Genomic DNA, 24,308 nt, shown 5'->3' on the forward strand with positions numbered 1-24,308 from the left:
TACCCAAAAGAAAAAGCACCTCCAAATTTTAGACTGTGTCTAAAATTTGGGGTGCACTTCATGGATGGGCGCTTTTTTGCCATACATTAAAAAGGCAGGTGGAGTTGTGCGACTGTCATTTTGTCAGGTGTGGAGCCTGCGCATTTAAAGTTTTTTAGTCTTTAAACACACTTAGCTTTTCAAAAAGATCACCAAGCATCTTCACGAACATGTCTTTTTCCTCGTCGCTGTAGTTTTCCATTACTGCGCAGATTTTGCTGAAATGGCCGGGCAGAAATTGCTCCAGCCGTTCTTTTCCTTCCTTTGTCAGTTCAATGCTAATTTTTCGTTTATCCTCTGTGTGATGCTTGCGGCTGATAAAACCGTCCCTCGCCAGCCCGTCCAGCAGTCCTGTAATCGTTGCTTTCGTGACGTTTGACTGCTTTGCAAGCTCTGTCGGACTTAACCTATGATCCTTGGCATCAAAGAGCAGCATCAGGATTTTGAATTTTCCTTCTGAAAGTCCGCGGCCTGCGAAGTAATGCTCCATCACATGATTCATTTTTTTCGAGATATCAAAAAGAGATAAAAACAATTCAAGAGAGCCGGCGTCTATATTGGCATACGTCTCGGCGTGCTCTGTTATATGCTTATATTTCGGTAAATGTTTTAATTCCATCTTAATAAGCTCCCGTACATTCGTTTTGACACGATTATAAAGGAGCGAAACACCATAACGCAACTTAGCTTGGAGATGATTGACAGCTTTTTGCGAGACATAGTAAGGTAATATAGTTAGGTGCCTAACTACATGCAGAACTGAAAAGGTGGTTATTCATATGAAACATATTTTAGTAGCAGGAGGCGGTATCGGCGGTTTGTCAGCGGCCATTTCTCTCAGTAAGGCGGGGTTTTCTGTCACCTTGTGTGAAGCGGCTTCAGAAAACCGCAAAACAGGTGCAGGAATTCTTCAGCCGCAAAACGCACTGGCTGTCTTGAAAGAATTGGGCGTATTCGAAGAGTGCTGTAAGCATGGCTTTCAAACAGAATGGTTTAAAACATTTGATGAACAGGGGAATTTGCTGTTTCAAGTCAGTGAATCCTTTTTAGATGACACATTTCCGGGACGCAATAATATCCTGCGAAAAACGTTAAATGACATTCTCATGAAGCATGCCGAGGCTGCGGGTGTACACATCAAGTGGGGGAAAAAGGTTGTCGCCTATGAAGAAACGGCTGAATCAGTCACTGCCCTTTGTGAAGACGGAGAAAGGATGCAGGCTGACATTCTGGCGGGCTTTGACGGCATTCACTCCCTTGTGCGGGATGCCATGCTGCAAAAAGATATAGAAAAAGAGTTTCTCGGCATGGGGGCGTGGCGCTTTTATATCGAGCTATCTGATTATACATTTGAGGACGCAACATTAATGTATAGAAGCGGAAACACACAAATTGGCGTCGTGCCATTGGCAGAACACGCCGGCTATGTTTTCGTCCTCCAGCCTTGCACGAGCGATTACTGGGATGAGGAAGAGACCCGGTTTGAAAGAGTAAAAGAGATTCTCTCTAGCTTTTCGGGGCTGGATTTTGTCACCAAGCACATGTCGAAAGAGCATCCTGTCATGTTTAACAAACTGGAGCAGGTCGCAGTACAGGAGCCATGGTACAAAGGCCGCGTCGTCATCGGAGGAGACGCCGCCCATGCCGGAGCGCCGACCTTGGCACAAGGAGCGGCAATGGCCATCGAGGATGCCATCGTCCTCGCTGAAGAACTCAAAAACCACGCCGGCCACGAAACAGCGTTTCAGGCGTACTACAATAGAAGAGCCCCAAGAGCGCTCAAAGTCCAGAACCTCTCCTCAGAAATCGTCCGCCGCGGGCTGAAAGGAGAGCCAGGAGCGGAAGAGCTGATTGGCGAGTGCTATGCGGTGTTGAGAGAGGAATATTAAATAGGAAAAGTCCAGAAAGTGATTTCTGGACTTTTTTATTCTTGCTCTGTTTTATTCCGTATCCGCTCAATCACCTCATGCAGTCCCTCAGGCTTATAAAACTCCACCGGAGAACTGCCCTTCTCAAACGAAATCGTCTCCGCTTCAATCAGCGCGACATAGCGCCCGTTCACTTTTGCGAGATGAATCGATTCGCCAAAATCCGCTAGCAATCCCTTAATCTCGGTTTCTCCGACTTTCATTTTCAGCTCGGCTTCCGGCGTGTGCTCGATGATTTGGGCGGAGGCTTCGATTACTTGATGGGTGTCGAGACGCTCTTGGATTTCCCGTTTTTCGCTCGCTTCCCAAATTTCGATGTCTTGTTCAAATTGCTTGAGCTCTTCACTGTTGTCTTCAAATGTCTCGTAGACGTGCTCCTGCACCATGTTCATGACCTGGTTTTTCATGATTTCCGGCATCGATTCGCCGTATTCGACGAATTTCAGAAAGTCCTCGAAATAGCGGGCGTGCGAGGCCTGGTGGATTTTCAGCTCGCCTTCCTCGATCATTCCTTCCTCCGGCATGTACGGGTATTGGATGCTTTTCATGTTTTTTGTCGTGATCGCCATTTCGACTTTTTTAATGAGAGAAGAGGTGTCTGCGATGCGGGCGACCTTCGGCTCAAAGTCACATTTCATAATGAAGACAAATGACTCGTCGAAGTATTTTCTCGGCACGGCTGAAGCGACGAGGAACACGCCGCCGCGGACTGCGCTCGTGTCGAGGTACGTGCGTACGAATTGCTCGCTCAGCTCGTTAAAGTCTTCTTTTGTTTCCGCCAGGCGCGCCCGGTTGAACATGTTGTAGTTTGGATTGGAATCGAGCTCGTGGCCGGGCTCTGCGATAAAATGGCCAATCTTCGTCGGCACCTGCTCGGACTGCGGATGGCGGTCGGCTTTTCGTTTGACGATTTTTTTCAGCTCTCCGTCAAGAAAGTCCTTCAGCTCGCTTTCTTCAAATTCCTCTGTATCAAGGGTCTGGAAGTGCTTGAATTGCTTGTTTGCCTGCTCGTCCTTGCCTTCCACCTGTATGACATAAAAGGATAAAAACCGAATTTCAAAATCCATATATGAACTCACCTTATTCGCGTATTGTACAGCTTCTCAAGTATAGAAAAAACGATGTTCGTACGTCAATCAGAGGAATGGAATAATCATGACCAGGAAAGGGGAATGTAGTCAATCTGCCTTTCATTGATAAAGACAAACAGACACTGTCGCTGCTCAAATTGGCCACCGGTGAAGAAGCACAAAACTGGCTGAAACATCTGCAGGATACCGGTATATATACAAAAGATGTTTGGTCGGGGATTTAAAGACTGGAAAGATCCAGTCTTTTTTGCCCTTTTAAAAAAATTGTGATCGCGCTAAACATTCGTGCATACAATAGCCACAGTCTGCCAGAGGGCGGGCTTTTGTAAAACCTATTTCTCGTTTTTGCTAGTTTATGTTATTCTTATACTCGGTATCTATTTCTTTTTTTCAAAGGCACACATGACCAAAGAACTCCTTTTTTATTTCCGAAAAAAATGTGAAACGAAATGAAGGTTTCTTCCGTCCAGTGTTTGGTCGAATGGTTGCAATAAAATTGGTATGGTGCAAAAACATAGATATTCCGGCTTACGCGGTGTATTTTTTTGTTGTGTGATGCCTTAATTTATTTGAAGAAAAGGAATTGGAAGGCAGGATAAAGAGCAGGTAAATATGAGTGAAGACTTAAAGTGTTTAAGAAAGTAGAGGTTGCCATGAAGAAACTTTTTTCTTACAAACTTAGCTTTTTTGTGCTGGCTGTTATACTGTTTTGGGCAAAAACGTATTTATCCTACAAGACTGAGTTTAATCTTGGGGTAAAAGGCACAACCCAGGAGATCCTCCTGGTATTTAACCCGTTCTCAAGCGCAGTTTTCTTTTTAGGACTGGCTTTGCTTGCGAAAGGGCGTAAATCAGCCATAATCATGCTGATTATCGATTTCGTAATGACATTTGTGTTATATGCAAATATTTTATTCTATCGTTTCTTTGACGATTTCTTGACATTCCCGAACATTAAACAAACCGGAAATGTCGGAAACATGGGAGACGGGATTTTCAGTATCATGGCTGCTCATGATATTTTCTATTTCTTAGATATCATGATTTTGATTGCGGTATTGATCTGGAGACCTGAATTGAAACAATACAAAATGAAAAAACGCTTTGCATCTTTAGTGATCCTTTCCGGAGTCGCACTGTTTTTCATCAACCTGCACTATGCGGAAAAAGACCGTCCGCAGCTGCTGACACGAACGTTTGACCGCAATTATATTGTGAAATATTTAGGTCTGTACAATTACACCATTTATGACGGTGTTCAGACGGCTCAAACGGAAACGCAAAGAGCTTACGCGAGCAGCGATGATTTAACAAGCGTCGAGAATTATACGACGTCTCATTATGCGAAACCGAATGCCGAGTACTTCGGCTCTGCCAAAGGCAAAAACATCATTAAGATTCACCTGGAAAGCTTCCAGTCATTCTTGATTGACTACAAGCTGAACGGTGAAGAGGTCACGCCGTTCTTGAATAAACTTGCACACGGCGGGGAAGATGTGACGTATTTTGATAACTTTTTCCATCAGACAGGCCAGGGGAAAACATCTGATGCCGAGCTGACAATGGATAATTCCATCTTCGGGCTTCCTGAAGGCTCCGCATTTGTGACGAAAGGCGAAAACACATATCAGTCACTTCCTGCAATTTTGGATCAAAAGGAAGGCTATACAAGCGCCGTCCTGCATGGTGACTACAAATCGTTCTGGAACCGTGACCAGATTTACAAACATATTGGATATGACAAGTTCTTCGACGCAAGCAGTTATGATATGTCAGATGAAAACATCGTGAATATGGGACTAAAGGATAAGCCGTTCTTTACTGAATCGATTCCAAAACTTGAATCTCTTAAACAGCCGTTTTACGCCCATTTAATTACGTTGACAAACCATTATCCATTTAACCTGGATGAAGAAGATGCGTCCATTAAGAAAGCGACAACCGGTGATAAAACAGTTGATAATTACTTCCAGACAGCACGTTATCTTGACGAAGCGGTTGAGCAATTCTTCAAGGAGCTGAAGGAAGCCGGTCTGTATGACGACTCAGTCATCGTGATTTACGGTGACCATAACGGTATTTCTGAAAATCATAACCGTGCGATGAAAGAAATCCTTGGAAAAGAGATCACAGATTATCAAAACGCGCAAAACCAGCGTGTGCCGCTGATGATCCGCGTTCCTGGCAAAAAAGGCGGAGTGAACCATACGTATGGCGGCGAAATTGATGTCATGCCGACACTTCTGCACTTACAAGGAATTGATTCTCAGAAATATATCAACTTTGGTACTGATTTATTCTCCAAAGAACACGACGATACAGTGGCGTTCAGAAACGGAGACTTCGTGACGCCGAAGTACACATCTGTCGACAATGTCATTTACGATACGAAGACTGGTGAAAAACTGAAAGCGAATGAAGAAACGAAGAATCTGAAAACAAGAGTCAATCAGCAGCTGAGTCTCTCAGACAGTGTCCTGTATAAAGACTTGCTGAGGTTCCATAAACTCAGCGATTTTAAAGCCGTTGATCCGTCTGACTATCATTACGGCAAGGAAAAAGAAATTAAATAAGACGAGATAGAGCCTTGAGCGGGCGCATTGCCTTCGCTCAAGGCTCTTTTTTTGAGGCTGCATAACCAACTTGAAAAAAAAGATTCCATTTGGTCACCAAGGCCGGCTTTCTCTCATATCATTACAGTAGATTTTGAAACCAGTATTGAAGTGGACAAATTATCGGTTTAAACGCATTGATAGATTGTAAAGCTGTACCAGGTTTCGAACTCAATATTCATAGAGATGAGGGGTAGAGATGAAAGCGGTCATTCTCTGCGGCGGAAAAGGAACGAGAATGAGTGAAGTCACGCATGACATTCCTAAACCGCTCGCCATGATAGGCGGCAAACCGATTCTATGGCATATTATGAAAATCTATCAGTATTACGGAGTAAACGAGTTTATTCTGCTTTTGGGCTATAAAGGAGAAAAAATTAAAGAATACTTTCTCGACTATGAATGGAAGCACAACAGCCTGACACTCGACAGCTCTACAGGAGAGGTGCAGATGCTGGGGCAGCCTGAAACGTGGAAAATTACGTTTTTGGAAACAGGAGAAGACACACTGACAGCCGGAAGAATCATGCAGGCAAAAGACTATATCGGTGATGAAACATTTCTGCTTACCTATGGGGACGGACTGGCCAATATTAATCTTTTCCATCTCATTAGCTATCATAGGGCAAAAGGGGCTGCCGCGACTGTCACCGGCATTGACAAAGTCTCACAGTTCGGCACCTTGACGGTTGAGGACGGCATGGCGAAAACATTTTCTGAGAAAACATCGAGTGACGGAATCATCAATGGCGGATTTTTCGTTCTCAGTCCAAAGGTTTTCGATTATTTGCCAAAGGACGAGAACATGATGTTCGAAGATGAACCGCTGAAGAACCTTGCCAAAGACGGAGAGCTTGCCGTGTACCGCCATTACGGGTTTTGGACGGCCATCGATACGTATAAAGATCTCTTAGAAGTCAACAAAATGTGGGATCAAGGACAACAAGTATGGAAGGTATGGTGAACTGATTTGAGTTTCTGGGAAAACAAAAACGTATTTGTCACGGGGTGTACAGGTCTTTTAGGAAGCTATTTGGTGAAAGAGCTGATCGAACAGGGAGCAAACGTTACAGGGCTTGTCAGGGATCATGTGCCTCAATCTAACCTTTATCAGGGAGAACATATCAAGAAAATGAACATCGTACAGGGCTCTCTCGAAGACTTGCCTGTGATTGAACGCGCGCTTGGGGAGTATGAAATTGATACAGTCTTTCACCTTGCCGCACAAGCGATTGTTGGCGTGGCGAACCGCAATCCGATTTCTACCTTTGAAGCGAATATCCTCGGCACATGGAATATTCTCGAAGCCTGCCGGAAGCATCCGTTAATCAAGCGGGTGATTGTCGCTTCAAGTGATAAAGCTTACGGCGATCAAGAAAACCTTCCGTACGATGAAAATATGCCGCTGCAGGGCAAGCATCCGTACGACGTCTCAAAAAGCTGCGCAGATCTCATCAGTCACACATATTTTCACACGTACGGACTCCCGGTCTGCATCACGCGCTGCGGTAACCTGTACGGCGGCGGGGATTTGAATTTCAATCGCATCATTCCGCAGACGATTCAGCTTGTGCTGAACGGGAAAGCGCCGGAAATCCGCAGCGACGGGACATTTGTCCGCGACTACTTCTATATTGAAGATGCCGTTCAGGCTTATTTGCTACTGGCAGAAAAAATGGAAGAAAACCATCTTGCCGGAGAGGCCTTTAATTTCAGCAATGAGATCCAGCTGACTGTACTTGAACTGGTAGAAAAAATCTTGAAGAAAATGAACAGTGATCTGAAGCCGAAGGTGCTGAACCAGGGAAGCAATGAGATCAAACATCAATATTTATCCGCGGAAAAAGCAAGAAAGCTGCTGAATTGGTCACCGGCCTACACCATTGATGAAGGACTTAAAAAAACGATTGAGTGGTATACGGAATTCTTCAAAAAGTAATGTGAAACGAGGTGAACATGACTGTGGCCAGCGCGTATTGCACCGTTTTATCAAAAGGGAGATTATATCAGGCAGTCGCCTTATTTAAGTCTTTAGAGCAAGTTGACCAAGACAGTCCCATTTTTACGCTATGCATGGATGAAGATACGCACCGCGTCTTACAGAAACTGAAGATGAAGCAGTTGAATCTTGTGCCGGTGTCAGCGCTCGAGAATGAAATGCTTCTGCAGCTGAAGGAAACTAGAGATCAAAGCGAGTATTGCTGGACGATGAAGCCGATCTTTCTCCAAGCTGTGCTGAACAAGATGCCAGAGCTGAATCGTGTGACGTATATTGATGGGGATTTATTTTTCTATGCCGATCCGTCGCCGATTTTTGAAAACCAGCCGGACTGCTCGGTGCTGCTTTCGCGGGGGGATATTGTAATCCCTTCTTTTGAGAAAGAGCAGATTGACATGCTGCAGCGTCTTTTAGGCAGATATAACTCAGGCTTTATCAGCTTCAAGCATGATAAAGCCGGGACGGATTGCTTGGAGTGGTGGAAGGAACGCTGTCTTGAGGAATGCAAAAATGCCCCGGGTGAAGGGAAATTCGGTGATCAGGGCTATTTGGATTATATGTCTGAGCTGTTTCCGAATGTGTGTGACATTACGACACCCGGTGTAAACATCGGCCACTGGAACTACGGACAGCATACGTTTTCCTGGAAGGATGGCCGTATTGTGCTGGAGGATGGCAGCCCGCTGATCTTTTACCATTTCAGCGGATACCGAATCATCAGCATTAATCAAATCAAACAGATTCACGAAACAACTCGCACAGATCTGCCGTTTATTCATGACCTGTACCAAGAGACGCTGCCGCATATCATTCAGCACATCAAAACGTTAGACCCTGAATTTAACGGTTTTGCTTCAAAAGATGACAACAAATAAATGTTTAAATACAGGAAGTGAAAATGAAGTGAAGGCAAGCGTTATTATTCCTGCATATAATTCAAAGGAGCGACTGTATAACAGCCTTCTGTCATTAAACCAGCAGGAGTGCGATAAAGAGTTTGAAGTCATTGTAGCGGACAATGGGTCTGAGGACGGGACGCTCTCAATGCTTGAGTCGTTTCAAGCGGATTTTCCGCTGATCTTTACACGGATTAAAGAAAACAGGGGCATCGCACACGGACGAAATCAGGCGCTTCGCCATGCCAGAGGAGATATCCTCATTTTTCACGACAGCGATATGCTTGCGGCAAAAGACCTTGTGGCAAAGCATATTAAAGCCCATGAAAACGAAGAAAATCTTGTCGTGTGCGGTTTGTTTTGGAAACGGATCTACAGTTTTTATTATGAAGGCTTTGAAGATGAACATAAGGAACAGCTCGCAAAGCTCGTAGATGAAATACCGAAAAAAGACAAACAAAAGCTGCTGAAGGAAGCGGACATCGAAAACGAAAGCTTCCTGGATAAAAGCTTTGACCTCGATATCGATTTTATTGACGTACTCAAGCAGATTTTAGATGAGTATGGCGATGACTTGAAAGGCTATCATATGCCATGGCGCTTTTTTATCACGAATAATTCCTCTGTTAAACGCATGCATGTGGTTGACCTCGGCTTATTTGATGAAGGCATTGTACGATACGGGTTTGAGGATTATGACCTCGGGATCAGGCTTCATCAGGCCGGACTGACGTTCAGGCTGCATCGCGACATTGTCAGTGTTCATCAGGAGCACCCAAGCAATTGTAAATCTGTAGACGATATTCGGGCAAATATTGCTTATATGTGCGATAAATACAACAATATCCGCTCCTTAGACGTTCATCTCGCTTTTAACGGGCCGTTTCCTCCTGACATGACGAACAGATTGATGGCTGATATTCATAAACTACTGGAAGCTCAGAAATACGACATGCTGTTGAATCTATTTCTTGAGCTGCTTCATGTTGTCAAAGAGCGCAACATTGACCCGGATTGGCAAAAGAAAGCCCCAAGGGTGACGGCGAAAAGCTTTGATTTACAAACGGTTCGCAAGCTTCTCCCAAAAGCGAAGGAAAAGCTTGGCGTGAACGATTTTGCCAACGCATTGTATGCGCTTGTCAACGATTTGCTGCACGTAGATCTTAGATAATTGGATGTGGTATGGTGAGTACATTTCATTTTTCAACGATAGTGTCAAGGACGCATATCTTTAAGCTCATGCCCATGATTCATTCTCTCCATGAGCATTGCGATGATTTTCATTTGTTTGTGCTTTGCGTGGATCAGAAGGCGTATGAATTGCTCCAGCACGTTCCGTGGGAACATGTAACATTTGTACAGCTGCATGAAATGGAAGACCCGGAGCTGCTGCAAGCGAAAAGCAATCGAACGTTTCATGAATATTGCTGGACATTGAAGCCGGCCTTTTTATTCCATGTCATGAGCAAGTGGGATGAAGCTGAATACTTTGCTCATATGGATACTGATTTGTTTTTCTTTTCTGATCCGGCACGTATTTTTGCGGAAAACCCAAAAGCTTCTCTGTATCTGACCGATCACTGCAACTCGCCGCGGTTCATGTCCTACTATGAACGGACCGGCCGCTATAACACAGGCTTTGTCGGTGCCGGAAATACGAAGGAAGCCTATGAAGCGGTGTGGCAGTGGAGACAGGAGTGCATTGCATTTTGTACGGTAGAAATGGATACGGAACGAAAGACGTACGGAGATCAAAGATATGTGGAGAAATGGCCGGCGCAGTATAAGGGCGTGCATGTAGTCAAATCAATCGGAGCCAATACAGCGCTTTGGAATATCGAAAATTATAAGGTCGGGCAAAAGGAAGGCCGCGTGTATATAGATGAAACGCCGCTGATATTCTATCATTTCTCCGGGTTGACACTCGTTACGGAAAAAGAGTTTAATCTTTGCTGGTATTACCGAATTGAAGATGAAGCGACAGTTGAAATGATATATATGCCGTATGTATTAAGCCTGAAAAAATGGATTGATGAAATTCAGTCAGCGTTTCCGGACTTTGCCGACGGTTTTATCCCGAAGCACGCAGTGCCTGACACTCATTTTATACAGCTGGATTAAGAAACCCCTGCCGGATGGCAGGGGTTTTTCAGCTATGCCATTCTCTCAGCTTCTGATCGCTCGGCAATAGGAAGGCTAGGATGCCGAGGACAGGGAGAAAGGCAATGGCAATCATCGTCGGGGTCAGTCCCGCGGCGTCAATCAGAGCGCCCAGCGCCACCGCGCCGATCGCGCCCATCCCGAAGGCGAGTCCGACGGTCAAACCGGACATTGTGCCGATTTTTCCAGGAACAAGCTCCTGTGCGTAGACAACCGTTACGGAAAAGCTCGACATCAGAACCAAGCCGATCAAGGCAAGCACGCCATAGGCGAGCACCGGGCCGGCAAATGGAAGCAAAATCGCCAGCGGCGCTGAGCAGAGCAGCGAACCGAGGATCACGAAGCGTTTTCCGAAACGATCTGCAAGCGGGCCGCCGAGAAACGTGCCGACAGCGCCGAACAGCAAGAAGACAAAAATATAGCTTTGTGCCTGCTGAATGCTTACGTGATATGTATCCATCGCGTAAAACGTGTAAAAATTGCCGATCGCACTTGTATACCAAGAACGTGCAAAAATGAGAAAGATAATAATGATAAGAGCAGATACAACAGACTTGGTGATGGCCGTGTTTTCAGCCGTTTTCTTTTGTTTGCCTGACTTCTGGGCAAGGGTTCCGAGACGTGCGGCGTACCATTTGGCAATATACAGCAGAAACATAACGGCGAGCGCGGCGACAAGCGTAAACCAAACGGCGCCGAATTGTCCGAGCGGCACAAGAATTAGCGCGGTAATCAGAGGCGCCATCGCCTGACCTGAGTTTCCCCCCACCTGATAGATCGACTGGGCGAGCCCGCGTTTTGTGCCGGCGGCCATATACGCCACACGGGAGCCTTCCGGATGGAAAATGGCGGAGCCTAATCCGATGAAAAACACACAGCATAAGATCGTTATGAATGAAGGGGCGAAGGCAAGGCCCAAAATGCCGAGCATGCTGGCAGTCAAACCGATTGGCAATGCGTACGGTCGCGGCCGTTTATCGGTATACCAGCCGACGACAGGCTGCATCACAGATGACACCATGTTTAATGTGAAAGCGATGACGCCGAGCTGTGTAAATGTCAAGCTCATGGAGCGTTCCAAAATAGGGAACATGGCCGGAATCACGGCTTGCAGCGAATCGTTGAGCATGTGGCAGATTCCGATGATGATCAAAATTGGATACACTGTGGTACCGGGTTTTTGAACTGTTTTTTCTTTTAGCGGGGTGGCGATAGCCAAGTGAGTCTCCTCCTTACATATCTAGCCAAAGCATACCACCATATTATTCATAAGGTGAAGAATTTATCAAGAGGAAAAAAGACCTTCTAAAACAAAGGCCGCCAGCATGATTAGCAGCTGACGGTAAGTTCGATATTCAAAATGTGATACAGCTCTTCAAGCTTGTGAGTCTCTGAAAATCTTGGAATCCGTTCAAAGATTTAATTGAAGTATTCCTTCAGCGGTTTTTGAAAGCCTGTATCTTCAGAAACGAAAATATTCTTGAAGAACGGAAATAATCCTGAATCACGGAGGTGCTTGTACTGTGTCTTAGACACGCCGGTTGTCACGACATACAGATCAAACTGATGCTGCAGACTTGAAAGGAATGTTCTGATCTTCAAACAGCAAGCGCAACGCTAATGCTTCTGCCGCTTTAAAATCAAGGATGGTATCTCTACATCAAATAATAAAGTGCGGTATTGTAAGGAAAAAACCGGCTGGTGAGGCACCGCCGGCTTATAAGAGATTATTTGTTTAATAGGCTGTGTTTTCTAGAATACAGGAAATAAACCAGCGCCCCGACGGCGATCCAGATCACAAAGGAAAGCCATGTGACGCCGGGAAGGCTGTACATAAACCAAAGGCAGATGCCTGCGCTGATCATCGGCACAACCGGAACGAACGGCACTCTGAAGGACGCTTTGATTTCCGGATATTTCTTTCGTAACACGATAATAGCAATTGAAATGACCGTAAACGCCGCCAGGGTTCCCATGTTCACCAGATGGGCAAGCGTTCCGAGGTTAATAAAGCCGGCGATTCCGGCCGCAACGATACCAGTCAGCCATGTATTGCTGAAAGGGGTTTTAAATGACGGATGAACCTTAGCGAACAATCCAGGGAGAAGGCCGTCTCTGCTCATGGCAAATGTCAAACGGACCTGAGCGTACAGCAAAGCGAGCATAACCGTCGTAATCCCGATAATCGCACCGACAGAAATAATACCGGCAACAGCATCCTGGCCGACGAATTTCAGCGCAAAGGACACCGGATCTCCGACATTCAATTTCGTATAAGGCATCATGCCTGTCAAAACAAGCGAAACCGTGATGTATAGAACGGTACAAACGGCAAGAGCCGAAATAATGCCGACTGGCATGTTTTTTTGAGGATTTTTCACTTCCTCTGAAGCGTTAGAAACCGCGTCAAACCCGAGGTACGCGAAGAACACAGTTGCCGCGCTGACAATGACGCCTTTCATTCCGAACGGCATAAAAGGAGACCAGTTATCCGGTTTGACATAACCGAGGCCGACAATGATGAACAATAAAATGATTCCGATTTTCATCAGGACGATGACGTTGTTAAAACGTGTGCTTTCCTTGACGCCTCTGCTGACAATCGCAGTGATGATGAGAATGATCACTGCAGCCGGAAGATTAAACACGGCGCCCGGTGTGCTTCCCGGTGCTCCTGTCAGTGCGGCCGGAATATGAAGGTTGAAGCCGGCAAGCAGTGATTGAAAGTATGAAGACCAGCCGGTGGCAACGGCTGATAGTGCAATGACATATTCAAGCATGAGATCCCATCCGATCAAAAAGGCGAGCAGCTCTCCGAGTGTCATAAAGGAGTATGAGTACACGCTTCCTGAAATCGGAATCGAAGACGAAAACTCAGCATAGCAGAAGGCGGCAAGCGCACAGGCGAGCCCGGCTAAAATAAACGATATAATGAGGGCAGGGCCTGCACCGGTTGCGGCCACTGTTCCTGTGATGACAAAAATCCCTGTACCGATCACACAACCGATACCAAGCAAGGTTAAATCAAATGCGCTTAACGTGCGGGCAAGGCTTTTTGACTTGCTCTGCGCATTCAATGTTTCAAGCGGTTTTTTTCTGAATAATGAACTCATCAAAAGTTCCTCCTGGAAAATTCAAAATATTCTAATCATTATATACAGTTCTTGTTGTATTATATTGTCGAAATTTAGGACAGTCAATCATATATTTTTCCGCTTTAAATGATAGAAGCGAAAAGCGTAGTCGTAGGATAGGATCGTAATTTTCTAATAAGATATTCAATTTTATGCAGGGAGAACCGATAGAAACAATAGATTCGCCCACATTATGACTTTCGGATTAAAAGGAGATGCTGACCATGTTTCAATATGAAGAGTTGAATAAACAGTTTATCGGAGGGAAATGGCAGGAGGGCAGCAGCCCAAATGTATTGGAAAACAAAAATCCTTATACTCAGAAAACATTCACAACCTTCCAAAAAGCCACTGCTGACGATGTTGATGAAGCGTACCGGGCAGCGGCGCTGGCAAAGAAAAAATGGGATGCGGTCAATCCGTTCGAGAAAAGAACCATTTTAGAAAAAGCCGTCACGTATATTGAAGAAAACGAAGAAGCGATCATTTATCTGATTATGGAAGAGCTTGGCGGAACAAGGCTTAAAGCGGCCTTTGAAATCGGGCTTGTGAAAAACATCATAAAAGAAGCGGCGACGTTCCCTGTCCGCATGGAAGGGAAAATTCTTCCGTCAACGATAGACGGCAAGGAAAACAGATTATATCGCGTGCCGGCAGGCGTTGTCGGTGTCATCAGTCCTTTTAACTTCCCATTCTTTTTATCTATGAAATCAGTGGCGCCCGCACTCGGAGCAGGCAATGGCGTCGTTTTAAAGCCGCATGAAGAAACACCGATTTGCGGCGGCACTCTGATTGCGAAAATTTTTGAGAACGCGGGAATCCCAGAGGGGCTGCTGAATGTCGTTGTCACAGACATTGCAGAAATTGGAGACAGCTTTGTGGAACACCCGATACCGCGGATCATCTCATTTACAGGCTCTACAAAAGTCGGCAGCTATATCGGCCAGCTTGCGATGAAGCATTTTAAAAAGCCGCTTCTTGAACTCGGCGGCAACAGCGCCTTCATCGTACTTGAGGATGCGGATATCGAATATGCGGTCAATGCGGCGGTTTTCAGCCGATTTACCCATCAAGGGCAGATTTGCATGTCGGCCAACCGCGTACTTGTTCACTCATCAATTTATGATAAGTTCCTAGAAATGTATCAGGCAAAAGTGGAATCACTGAAGGTCGGCGATCCAATGGACCCTGATACGATTATTGGGCCATTAATCAATAGCAGACAGACGGACGGGCTGATGAAATCTGTTGAGAAAGCGATTGAAGAAGGTGCTGTTCCAGTGAAGCTTGGCGGATTTAACGGGACGATCGTGGAACCGACGATCTTAAAAGACGTCAAACCGTTCATGAGCATCGCCAAGGAAGAGTTGTTCGGACCTGTCGTTTCCTTTATGAAGTTTGATTCAGAAGACGAAGCGGTGGATATCGCAAACGAAACGCCGTTTGGCTTGAGCGGTGCCGTGCATACGTCAAATCTTGAACGCGGCGTGGCTTTTGCGAAGCGCATTGAAACAGGCATGATCCATGTCAATGACACAACAATCAATGATGAACCGAATGTGGCCTTTGGCGGCGAAAAGCAATCCGGTCTCGGCCGGTTGAACGGCGAGTGGAGCCTTGAAGAATTTACGACACTGAAATGGATCTCGGTCCAGCACGAAAAACGCAGCTTCCCTTATTAATGGATAGGAGTGAATGGAATTGAGCATAAGAACGGAAAAAGAAACCGCAGATCTTTTGGACGCGTTTGTCAAAGTAGCCCCTTATTTAAACAGCCTGGTTCAGGATGATATTACAATCGGCATTTACGATACGGAAAAACTGCTTGTGAATATACCGGCCAAAACCTTTTCTCTAAATGTAAAAGCCGGTGATCCGCTGCAGGAAGGGGATATTATCACAGATGCCATCCGCACCAATCAGAAGAAGACGAGCATGGTTCCGAAAGAATTGTTCGGCTTCCCATTGATTGCTCGTGCCATCCCGCTCCACGACGAGAATGGAAGAGTGATAGGGGGCGTCGGCCTCGGAACGAGCCTTGAGGAGTCGTCAAAGCTGCATGATGTGGCGGAAAGCTTATCAGCTGTCGTTGAACAAACGGCCGCAGCCATTTCCGATATTTCTGAATCAATCAACGGGTTTTCGACTCAAATGTCAGGCATTTCCTCACAGGCGAAAAAGGTAAGTGAAAGCGCCGGTGAAATTGCCGATATTTCAGTAACTGTGAAAGGCATCTCTGACCAAAGCAACCTGCTTGGCTTGAACGCCGCAATCGAAGCGGCGAGAGCAGGCGAGTCCGGAAAAGGCTTCTCTGTCGTCGCAGATGAGATTAGAAAGCTAGCGACGTACTCAAAAGAAAATGTCGGCCAGATTGACCAGATCACGAAAAAAATCCACAGCCTGCTGAAAGGGCTGGAGGAATCCATTGAGTCGATTAATCAGCATACAGACGGGCAAGCCGCTGCCGTTGAACAAATTTCCGCCACGATGCAGGAGATTTCAGGAAGCGCGCAGCATCTTGCGAAAATGGCAGAAAAAGCGCTAGAGGAAGAATAAGAGATCGGGGACAAATGTTCCCGGTCTTTTTCTATCCTGCATTTCCATGAAATTTGTCTGACGTTTTACTAGTTTTATTCCAGCGGCTGATTTAAAATGTACACATGAACTTACGTGAGGATTGATAGGAATCATGAGTATATTAAAAGCGGAAAATCTGTATAAAACATACGGAGATAAAACATTATTTGACCATATCTCCTTTCATATTGAAGAGAATGAGAGAATCGGATTAATCGGACCGAATGGAACGGGGAAATCAACGCTGCTGAAAGTGATCGCCGGCTTGGAATCTATTGAAGAGGGAGACATCATGAAATCCGGCAGCGTGCATGTCGAATTTCTTCATCAAGACCCGGAGCTGCCTGAGGGGCAAACTGTGCTGGAGCATATCTATTCCGGTGAATCGGCTGTAATGAAAACCTTGCGTGAATATGAAAAAGCGCTGTATGAACTTGGAAAAGACTCCGAAAATGAACAGCGCCAGAAGCACCTGCTGGCGGCGCAGGCGAAAATGGATGCGAATAACGCGTGGGATGCGAATACCTTGGCGAAAACCGTATTGTCTAAGCTGGGCGTCAACGATGTAACAAAGCCAGTCAACGAGCTCTCAGGCGGCCAGAAAAAACGGGTGGCCATTGCCAAAAACTTAATTCAGCCAGCTGATCTGCTCATTTTAGACGAGCCGACGAACCATCTGGATAATGAAACGATTGAGTGGCTTGAAGGATATTTAAGTCAATATCCCGGCTCCGTCATGCTGGTGACGCACGACAGGTATTTCTTAAACCGTGTCACGAACCGCATTTATGAGTTAGAACGAGGCAGCCTTTACACGTATAAAGGCAACTATGAAGTGTTTTTAGAAAAACGAGCGGAACGGGAAGCGCAGGCTGAGCAAAAGGAAACGAAGCGGCAAAACCTGCTGCGCCGCGAACTGGCTTGGCTCAGACGGGGAGCGAAAGCCCGTTCCACAAAACAAAAGGCGAGAATTGACCGAGTGGAGACGCTTAAGGAGCAGAAAGGCCCTCAGTCATCGGGCTCACTCGACTTTGCGATTGGCTCCCACCGTCTTGGCAAACAGGTCATTGAAGCGGAGAACGTGATGATCGCTTACGACGGCCGCATGCTCGTCGACCGCTTTAATGAATTGGTCATACCGGGTGAACGGATCGGGATTATTGGACCAAACGGCATCGGAAAAACAACGCTATTAAACACCCTTGCCGGCCGTCATACCCCAGACGGCGGCCATATGACGATCGGACAGACGGTCAGAATCGGCTACTATACCCAGGATCACAGTGAAATGAATGGCGAGTTAAAAGTCATTGAATATATAAAAGAAACGGCGGAGGTCGTAAAAACAGCGGATGGCGATATCATTACAGCTGAACAAATGCTGGAGCGTTTCCTCTTCCCGCGTTCGATGCAGCAGACGTATATCCGCAAGCTGTCCGGCGGGGAAAAACGCCGTTTATACTTGCTTCAGGTTCTCATGCAGGAGCCGAATGTCCTGTTTCTCGATGAGCCGACGAACGATTTGGATACTGAAACATTAAGCGTACTGGAGGATTATATTGACCAGTTCCCTGGCGTCGTCATCACCGTATCCCATGACCGCTACTTCCTTGACCGTGTCGTCGATCGTTTGATTCTGTTTGAAGGAAATGGCGTCATTTCTCGATTCCAAGGCTCCTACAGCGACTATATGGAGGAGACAAGAGCGAAGAAAACAGCTGAAAAACCAGCAGCTGTAGCAAAACCGGCCGAAGCGGAGCCGAAGAAAAAACGGAAAAAGCTTTCCTACAAGGATCAGATTGAATGGGACGGCATCGAAGATAAAATTGCCCAGCTAGAAGAGAAGCATGAGCAGCTCGAAGCTGACATCGCCGCAGCAGGCAGCGATTTTGGAAAAATCCAAGAGCTGATGGCTGAGCAGGCGAAAACAGCGGAAGAACTTGAGACTGCTATGGACCGCTGGACAGAATTGTCTCTCATGATAGAAGAGCTGGAAAGCTAAAAAAAGCGCGGCCCGCAGGAGGCCGCGCTTTTTTCACATAATGTACAAAAACGAAACGGCCAGATTATGATATGCTGAAATTATGTTCAGCGGCACTTGGAAACTAACGGAGATGATGAAGTATGACATGGACGATCGTGATGTTAATCCTCATGAGTGTGGTGAAAATCGTATTAACCTGCCTTCCAACAGGCGTCATGGAATGGCTGCTCAGCAAATTCGCGGTGCACGCCAAGTTGAGTGACGAAAATGCTGTTCTCTCCCTGAATGGAAAACGTCTCGAAGGTGAAGAGAAACAGAAAGTAATTGACCAATTTAACGAAGCTGTCTTCCTGGAAAAGTATTATATATACCCAGGTGACGAAGAGCGTTATTTACATCCGGAAAACGGCGGCACGCCACTGGTGATAGATATGAAAAAAGGAAAAAAAGATGTGAAGCTGTTTGTGTACAGCTATGACGACCATATCGACGTCGTGAAGCAGTACAAGAATAAAGTGATTGCATATCAATTGCTTTCTGAAAGCCTTCAAAAGCAGTCTCTGTCAGAGATAGGAAGCTTGGCTTAAACAGGACAGTGAACGACGGGTGTTTGATGCACTCGTCTTATTTTATTGATTTTTTACCTTAACGTTTACGTTAAGGTTCAAAAGGTGTATAATGATAACAGAAACGGCGAAGGGGGATTTACCTTGGAATGGATGAAGATTGATCAAGTAGCCAAAAGAAGCGGGCTGACAAAGCGGACCATCCGGTTTTATGAAGAAATCGGCTTAATTCCGGCGCCGAAACGGACAGACGGCGGTGTAAGGCTTTATTCAGAGGATGATATGGAGGAGCTTGAGAAAGTCATCAACACAAAAGAGGTGCTCGGTTTTTCCCTTCAGGAGCTTCAGCATTTCATGGAAACCAGCCGCCAGCTAGAGTTAAACAAAGAGGGGTATTTGTTGTCACTGGATCCCAAGGAACGGAAAGAAAAACTGGAGGAAATTCAGGAAACCCTGAATCACCAGCTGAATTTGATTGATGAGAAAATCCGCACATTCCAAAGCTTTAAAGAACGCCTGCAAGGCATGAAAGGCAAAGCGGAACGCGCCATTCAATCAATCGAATGAAACGTTTGTTAAACGCTATTTTTGTAGCGTTTCTTTTAATGGAATAAAGATGGAGGTCAGGTCAAATGGATAAGACAAAACAAGTGAATCAGAAAACGGGCTTGCTCAGCCAGCCAAAAGCGGTATGGGCTGTCGCATTTGCCTGTGTGATTTCCTTTATGGGAATCGGGCTGGTCGATCCAATTCTTCCGGCCATTGCCGCACAATTACATGCTTCACCTAGTGAAGTATCACTCTTGTTTACAAGTTATTTACTTGTAACAGGATTTATGATGTTTTTCTCAGGAGCCATTTCCAGCCGTATCGGCGCGAAATGGACATTAATTCTCGGACTTATTTTTATTATTGTGTTTGCGGGGCTTGGCGGCAGTTCAAGCTCAATTGCTCAGCTAGTCGGCTATCGCGGCGGCTGGGGACTAGGTAATGCTCTGTTTATTTCAACAGCGCTTGCGGTTATTGTCGGCGTATCAGTCGGGGGCAGCGCCCAAGCAATTATTTTGTATGAGGCGGCGCTCGGACTCGGGATTTCTGTCGGACCGCTAGCAGGCGGAGAGCTTGGAAGCATTTCATGGCGTGCGCCGTTCTTCGGGGTATCTGTCCTGATGTTTATTGCATTAATAGCGATTTCTTTCATGCTTCCGAAGCTGCCGAAACCGGCGAAACGCGTCGGTGTGTTTGATGCGGTGAAGGCACTCAAGTATAAAGGCCTTCTGACAATGGCGGTATCGGCGTTCTTATACAACTTTGGATTTTTTATTTTGCTTGCTTATTCTCCGTTCGTTCTGGATTTAGATGAGCACGGTCTCGGATATGTCTTCTTCGGCTGGGGCCTTCTGCTGGCTATTACATCAGTCTTTACGGCGCCGCTCGTGCACAAAGCGCTGGGTACAGTGCGTTCGTTGGTTGTTCTCTTTATCGCCTTTGCGGTCATTCTGATCATCATGGGGATCTGGACAGAGCATCAGACGTTGATTATTACATGTATCGTTGTCGCCGGTGCTGTCCTCGGTATGGTCAACACGATCATGACAACAGCTGTCATGGGTTCTGCGCCGGTTGAACGTTCAATCGCATCTTCAGCCTACAGCTCAGTCCGCTTCATCGGCGGCGCGCTCGCTCCGTGGATTGCGGGAATGCTTTCTGAACACTTTACCGCAAACACACCATATACAGTAGGCGGAATCGTCGTTTTTGTCGGCATGCTTGTCCTTCTCATGGGACGTAAGCATCTTGCCGGAATTAAGGCGGGACATTAATAACGATAGACACTGCTCGTGAGGCAGTGTCTTTTTTATGTGATCAAGTTATACCAGTATTCACGATCAGTTATAATGGTATCATCATAAAATTAGTGCGGAAAGGACAGCCTTATGACACAATTTTACTATTTAACGGCTAAAACTCCTTTAGAAACTGGTTTTTTCGGTCAGCAAGAACGGTGTTCGCGGAAAGGGCATCCGCTTCGGTCAGGCATCGACGCGGCGGGTATTGATCTTGAAGAAACTGAGGATGTATCGGTTCATTTACGATTGCCATATCAAGTAATGGTTCATGCTGTAGAGGGGACGTTTGCCATGGATAAGGTAAAGCCTGACGAACTTGATCAGAAGTGCTTAGAAATGCTCTATCAATACATACACAGCGTCATGAAAAACAGTTTTTCGGTTGAGTGGTTCACCGCATGGGCTGATGAGGAAGACTTTGAGCTGTCTGCCAAAAGAGAGCTGACACTTGATGAATTCACCTCGCCATTGCAGCTCATTTTAAAAGACAGAGAGCTTTTGAGAATCGTTCAGAAAAAATGGCAGTAAAAAACCCGCCCTTCAGCAGGCGGGTTTTTTCGTAACATTAAAGCACTTTCGTCGTCCAAGACTCGCAGTTCCATGTTTCTGTCGCGATGTCCATATAGAAATCAGGCTCGTGAGAAATAAGAAGAATGGAGCCTTTGTATTCTTTGAGGGCGCGCTTGAGCTCTTCCTTCGCGTCGACATCCAAGTGGTTTGTCGGCTCATCGAGCACCAGCAGGTTGGTTTCTGAATTGATCAGTTTGCATAATCTGACTTTCGCTTTTTCTCCCCCGCTTAATACGGAGACGCGGCTTTCGATATGTTTTGTCGTCAGTCCGCATTTTGCCAGAGCGGCGCGGATTTCATACTGTGTATACGAAGGGAATTCGCTCCAAACTTCTTCAATACACGTATTGTTGTTTGTTTCCTTGACCTCTTGCTCGAAGTAGCCGGTAAAGAGGTGCTCGCCTCGTTCAACGGAGCCTTCGAGCGGCTGGATTTCGCCAAGCAGGCTTTTCAGCAATGTTGTTTTTCCGATCCCGTTTGCTCCGTAAAGGGCGATTTTTTGGCCGCGCTCCATACGGAGGTTCAGCGGACGTGAGAGCGGGGAATCGTAACCGATCACGAGATCCTTCGTTTCAAAAATCAGCTTGCCTGACGTTCTCGCCGGCTTGAAGTGGAATTCCGGCTTTGGTTTTTCTGCCGCCAGCTCGATCATATCCATCTTGTCGAGTTTCTTTTGGCGGGACATCGCCATGTTTCTCGTGCTGACACGGGCTTTGTTGCGGGCAACGAAATCCTTCAGCTCCGCGACTTCCTGCTGCTGCTTTTTGTAGGCCGCTTCAAGCTGCTGCTTCTTCACCTCGTAGACTTCTATAAACTGATGATAGTCACCGACGTAGCGTGTCAGCTCTTGATTTTCTACATGATAAATTAGGTTGATGACACTGTTTAAGAACGGAATATCATGGGAAATCAAGATGAACGCGTTCTCGTATTCCTGCAGATAGCGTTTCAGCCATTCAATATGCTGCTCATCAAGATAGTTGGTCGGCTCATCAAGCAGCAGAATCTCTGGCTTTTCGAGAAGCAGTTTGGCGAGAAGAACCTTGGTTCGCTGTCCGCCGCTCAGATCAGTAACATCGCGCTCTAAACCGATATCACTCAAGCCGAGGCCGCGGGCGATTTCTTCCACTTTCGAATCAATGACATAAAAATCATTGTTCGTCAGCGCGTCTTGAATCACACCGACGTCTTCAAGAAGCTTTTCGAGCTCGTCGGGATCAGCTTCGCCCATTTTGTTGTAAATCTCGTTCATTTCTTCTTCCATCGCAAATAAATAATGGAATGCGTCTTTCAGCACATCACGAATGGATTTGCCTTTTTCAAGCACAGTATGCTGATCCAGATAGCCGACACGGACATTTTTTGACCATTCGACTTTTCCCTCATCAGGCTCAAGTTTTCCGGTAATAATATTCATGAAGGTTGATTTTCCTTCACCGTTTGCGCCGATCAGCCCGACGTGCTCGCCTTTTAGCAGGCGGAAGGAGACGTTATTAAAAATGGCCCGGTCACCAAAGCCGTGGCTTAAATCCTTTACAGATAAAATACTCATATTTACACCTCTATCGTTTATCAAACACGCACAATCGGCGTGTATTATTCACCCTTTTGATTATAAAGGAGGAATCGGAATGTTGAAAGGTATAGGAAAGAAAAAGAAAAATTGCGTTCCGGGCGAGGTTTTGAGATACTATGGAATAGATTTCAGGAATTGAGGAGAAAAAAATGACGCAAACTTGGCCATTTTTACATAATGCACAATCATTTATACAAGAGAATTGGAATGCTTCCGGTTTTCAAAAGCCGACTCCTGTTCAGGAACAAGCGGCTCAGCTGATCATGGACGGAAGGGATGTTATCGCGGAATCGCCGACAGGCACAGGCAAGACGCTGGCGTATGCGCTGCCGGTCTTGGAGCGGATTAAGCCGGACCAAAAGCACCCGCAGGCAGTAATTTTAGCGCCATCCCGTGAGCTGGTGATGCAGATCTTTCAGGTAATTCAGGATTGGAAATCAGGCTCAGAGCTGCGTGCGGCTTCCTTAATCGGCGGGGCGAATGTGAAGAAGCAGGTCGAAAAGCTGAAAAAACATCCGCATATCATTGTCGGCACGCCGGGCAGGGTATTTGAGCTGATTAAAGCGAAGAAACTCAAAATGCATGAAGTGAAAACGATCGTGCTTGATGAAACAGATCAGCTTGTCCTGCCGGAGCATCGCGAAACGATGAAGCAAATCATTAAAACGACATTAAGAGACCGGCAGCTTCTATGTTTTTCTGCCACGCTCAAAAAGGAAACAGAGGACGTGCTCCGTGAATTGGCGCATGAGCCTGAGGTGTTGAAGGTGCATCGAAGCAAGGCGGAAGCTGGGAAAGTGAAGCATCAATATCTGATTTGCGACCAGCGCGACAAAGTGAAGCTGCTGCAAAAGCTGTCTAGACTTCAAGGCATGCAGGCACTCGTATTTGTGAGAGACATCGGCAACCTGAGTGTGTATGCGGAAAAGCTGGCGTATCACCATGTCGAACTCGGCGTTCTACACAGTGAAGCGAAAAAAATGGAGCGGGCGAAAATTATTGCCGCGTTCGAAGACGGGGAATTCCCGCTCTTACTAGCGACTGATATTGCCGCACGCGGCTTAGACATTGAAAACCTGCCATATGTGATCCATGCTGATATTCCTGACGAAGACGGTTACGTTCACAGATCAGGCCGAACAGGCCGGGCTGGAAAAGAAGGTAACGTACTGAGCCTCGTGACGAAACTGGAAGAATCAAAACTGAAAAAGATGGCGAAGAAGCTTGGCGTGGAGCTGAGAGAAGCCGTTTATGCAGGCGGAAAATTGAAGACAAAATAAAAAGGAGGGCGGAAAGCCCTTCTTTTTTTGTTGTAAAATAATAGAA

Annotated in this window: 19 protein-coding genes and 3 pseudogenes; 16 read left to right on the forward strand and 6 right to left on the reverse strand. The window is 46.2% G+C overall.

Translation table 11 applies throughout. The features are described from left to right. Positions 1 to 154 precede the first annotated feature (154 nt). Positions 155 to 658 carry a transcriptional regulator YetL gene (gene yetL, locus MOF34_RS19100; protein ID WP_019713570.1) on the reverse strand — a complete coding sequence of 168 codons (504 nt, stop codon included), beginning with the start codon at positions 656 to 658 and terminating at the stop codon, positions 155 to 157. A 160-nt stretch (positions 659 to 818) separates the two neighbouring features. Here yetL and MOF34_RS19105 point away from each other — a divergent pair, with 160 nt between their 5' ends. Further along, a complete protein-coding gene (locus MOF34_RS19105; protein ID WP_268401358.1) occupies positions 819 to 1,928 on the forward strand; it encodes an FAD-dependent oxidoreductase in 1,110 nt (369 codons plus the stop codon). Positions 1,929 to 1,963: 35 nt separating this feature from the next. Here the strand turns inward: MOF34_RS19105 and MOF34_RS19110 are convergent, their stop codons facing one another. Next, the gene (locus MOF34_RS19110; protein WP_268401359.1) at positions 1,964 to 3,034 is read right to left on the reverse strand and encodes a DUF3900 domain-containing protein; all 1,071 of its coding nucleotides are present in this window, start codon (positions 3,032 to 3,034) and stop codon (positions 1,964 to 1,966) included. Between the two features lie 167 nt (positions 3,035 to 3,201). Between MOF34_RS19110 and MOF34_RS21095 the strand changes: the two are divergent. The 7 genes and pseudogenes from MOF34_RS21095 to MOF34_RS19140 form a co-directional block, all read left to right on the forward strand. Further along, a pseudogene (locus tag MOF34_RS21095) lies at positions 3,202 to 3,282 on the forward strand (hypothetical protein); the annotation flags it as partial. Between the two features lie 429 nt (positions 3,283 to 3,711). Continuing rightward, complete coding sequence (gene ltaS1, locus MOF34_RS19115) at positions 3,712 to 5,631, forward strand: lipoteichoic acid synthase LtaS1 (protein ID WP_268401360.1); 1,920 nt, start codon at positions 3,712 to 3,714, stop codon at positions 5,629 to 5,631. Positions 5,632 to 5,869: 238 nt separating this feature from the next. After that, complete coding sequence (locus MOF34_RS19120; RefSeq protein ID WP_019713574.1) at positions 5,870 to 6,634, forward strand: glucose-1-phosphate cytidylyltransferase; 765 nt, start codon at positions 5,870 to 5,872, stop codon at positions 6,632 to 6,634. Between the two features lie 6 nt (positions 6,635 to 6,640). Next, positions 6,641 to 7,609 carry a GDP-mannose 4,6-dehydratase gene (locus tag MOF34_RS19125; RefSeq protein ID WP_268401361.1) on the forward strand — a complete coding sequence of 323 codons (969 nt, stop codon included), beginning with the start codon at positions 6,641 to 6,643 and terminating at the stop codon, positions 7,607 to 7,609. A gap of 23 nt (positions 7,610 to 7,632) precedes the next feature. Beyond that, a complete protein-coding gene (locus MOF34_RS19130) occupies positions 7,633 to 8,544 on the forward strand; it encodes a putative nucleotide-diphospho-sugar transferase (RefSeq protein WP_268401386.1) in 912 nt (303 codons plus the stop codon). Between the two features lie 28 nt (positions 8,545 to 8,572). Next, positions 8,573 to 9,736, forward strand: a complete 1,164-nt coding sequence (locus tag MOF34_RS19135) for a glycosyltransferase family 2 protein (RefSeq protein WP_268401362.1) — start codon at positions 8,573 to 8,575, stop codon at positions 9,734 to 9,736. A 14-nt stretch (positions 9,737 to 9,750) separates the two neighbouring features. Further along, positions 9,751 to 10,686, forward strand: a complete 936-nt coding sequence (locus MOF34_RS19140; RefSeq protein ID WP_268401363.1) for a putative nucleotide-diphospho-sugar transferase — start codon at positions 9,751 to 9,753, stop codon at positions 10,684 to 10,686. Between the two features lie 28 nt (positions 10,687 to 10,714). Here the strand turns inward: MOF34_RS19140 and MOF34_RS19145 are convergent, their stop codons facing one another. The 3 genes and pseudogenes from MOF34_RS19145 to MOF34_RS19155 all read right to left on the reverse strand — a co-directional run bounded on the left by MOF34_RS19145 (position 10,715) and on the right by MOF34_RS19155 (position 13,838). Beyond that, a complete protein-coding gene (locus tag MOF34_RS19145; RefSeq protein ID WP_268401364.1) occupies positions 10,715 to 11,944 on the reverse strand; it encodes an MFS transporter in 1,230 nt (409 codons plus the stop codon). A gap of 110 nt (positions 11,945 to 12,054) precedes the next feature. Further along, a pseudogene (locus tag MOF34_RS19150) lies at positions 12,055 to 12,435 on the reverse strand (hypothetical protein). Between the two features lie 17 nt (positions 12,436 to 12,452). Then, the gene (locus MOF34_RS19155) at positions 12,453 to 13,838 is read right to left on the reverse strand and encodes an amino acid permease (RefSeq protein ID WP_268401366.1); all 1,386 of its coding nucleotides are present in this window, start codon (positions 13,836 to 13,838) and stop codon (positions 12,453 to 12,455) included. Positions 13,839 to 14,083: 245 nt separating this feature from the next. On the opposite strand from MOF34_RS19155, the gene yfmT reads away from it, so the two are divergent. From yfmT to MOF34_RS19190, 7 genes and pseudogenes are all read left to right on the forward strand, one after another. Continuing rightward, complete coding sequence (gene yfmT / locus MOF34_RS19160; protein WP_019713580.1) at positions 14,084 to 15,541, forward strand: benzaldehyde dehydrogenase; 1,458 nt, start codon at positions 14,084 to 14,086, stop codon at positions 15,539 to 15,541. 469 nt (positions 15,542 to 16,010) lie between these two features. Next, a complete protein-coding gene (locus MOF34_RS21100; protein WP_419901039.1) occupies positions 16,011 to 16,415 on the forward strand; it encodes a methyl-accepting chemotaxis protein in 405 nt (134 codons plus the stop codon). A 133-nt stretch (positions 16,416 to 16,548) separates the two neighbouring features. Then, positions 16,549 to 18,438, forward strand: coding sequence for an ABC-F family ATP-binding cassette domain-containing protein (locus MOF34_RS19170; RefSeq protein WP_268401369.1), 1,890 nt, complete (start codon positions 16,549 to 16,551; stop codon positions 18,436 to 18,438). Positions 18,439 to 18,560: 122 nt separating this feature from the next. Then, complete coding sequence (locus MOF34_RS19175) at positions 18,561 to 19,007, forward strand: YfmQ family protein (RefSeq protein ID WP_268401370.1); 447 nt, start codon at positions 18,561 to 18,563, stop codon at positions 19,005 to 19,007. 123 nt (positions 19,008 to 19,130) lie between these two features. Continuing rightward, a complete protein-coding gene (locus MOF34_RS19180) occupies positions 19,131 to 19,553 on the forward strand; it encodes a MerR family transcriptional regulator (RefSeq protein ID WP_268401371.1) in 423 nt (140 codons plus the stop codon). Positions 19,554 to 19,618: 65 nt separating this feature from the next. After that, complete coding sequence (locus MOF34_RS19185; RefSeq protein WP_019713584.1) at positions 19,619 to 20,809, forward strand: MFS transporter; 1,191 nt, start codon at positions 19,619 to 19,621, stop codon at positions 20,807 to 20,809. Between the two features lie 318 nt (positions 20,810 to 21,127). Beyond that, positions 21,128 to 21,281: pseudogene (locus MOF34_RS19190) on the forward strand (hypothetical protein). A gap of 120 nt (positions 21,282 to 21,401) precedes the next feature. Here MOF34_RS19190 and MOF34_RS19195 read toward each other — a convergent pair. Beyond that, positions 21,402 to 22,958: an ABC-F family ATP-binding cassette domain-containing protein gene (locus MOF34_RS19195; protein ID WP_268401372.1), complete on the reverse strand. Its 1,557-nt coding sequence runs from the start codon at positions 22,956 to 22,958 to the stop codon at positions 21,402 to 21,404. Positions 22,959 to 23,131: 173 nt separating this feature from the next. On the opposite strand from MOF34_RS19195, the gene MOF34_RS19200 reads away from it, so the two are divergent. Beyond that, complete coding sequence (locus MOF34_RS19200; protein ID WP_268401373.1) at positions 23,132 to 24,262, forward strand: DEAD/DEAH box helicase; 1,131 nt, start codon at positions 23,132 to 23,134, stop codon at positions 24,260 to 24,262. Positions 24,263 to 24,308: the final 46 nt, after the last annotated feature.

It is taken from the genome of Bacillus sp. T17B1 (assembly GCF_026796395.1).
In the GTDB taxonomy this organism is placed as follows: domain Bacteria; phylum Bacillota; class Bacilli; order Bacillales; family Bacillaceae; genus Bacillus; species Bacillus spizizenii_A.

Coding starts and splice junctions, on each gene's coding strand:
- yetL (WP_019713570.1), bottom strand. CDS start 658: ATGGAATTAAAACATTTACCGAAATATAAGCATATAACAGAGCACGCC.
- MOF34_RS19105 (WP_268401358.1), top strand. CDS start 819: ATGAAACATATTTTAGTAGCAGGAGGCGGTATCGGCGGTTTGTCAGCG.
- MOF34_RS19110 (WP_268401359.1), bottom strand. CDS start 3,034: ATGGATTTTGAAATTCGGTTTTTATCCTTTTATGTCATACAGGTGGAA.
- ltaS1 (WP_268401360.1), top strand. CDS start 3,712: ATGAAGAAACTTTTTTCTTACAAACTTAGCTTTTTTGTGCTGGCTGTT.
- MOF34_RS19120 (WP_019713574.1), top strand. CDS start 5,870: ATGAAAGCGGTCATTCTCTGCGGCGGAAAAGGAACGAGAATGAGTGAA.
- MOF34_RS19155 (WP_268401366.1), bottom strand. CDS start 13,838: ATGAGTTCATTATTCAGAAAAAAACCGCTTGAAACATTGAATGCGCAG.
- yfmT (WP_019713580.1), top strand. CDS start 14,084: ATGTTTCAATATGAAGAGTTGAATAAACAGTTTATCGGAGGGAAATGG.
- MOF34_RS21100 (WP_419901039.1), top strand. CDS start 16,011: ATGTCAGGCATTTCCTCACAGGCGAAAAAGGTAAGTGAAAGCGCCGGT.
- MOF34_RS19170 (WP_268401369.1), top strand. CDS start 16,549: ATGAGTATATTAAAAGCGGAAAATCTGTATAAAACATACGGAGATAAA.
- MOF34_RS19175 (WP_268401370.1), top strand. CDS start 18,561: ATGACATGGACGATCGTGATGTTAATCCTCATGAGTGTGGTGAAAATC.
- MOF34_RS19185 (WP_019713584.1), top strand. CDS start 19,619: ATGGATAAGACAAAACAAGTGAATCAGAAAACGGGCTTGCTCAGCCAG.
- MOF34_RS19195 (WP_268401372.1), bottom strand. CDS start 22,958: ATGAGTATTTTATCTGTAAAGGATTTAAGCCACGGCTTTGGTGACCGG.
- MOF34_RS19200 (WP_268401373.1), top strand. CDS start 23,132: ATGACGCAAACTTGGCCATTTTTACATAATGCACAATCATTTATACAA.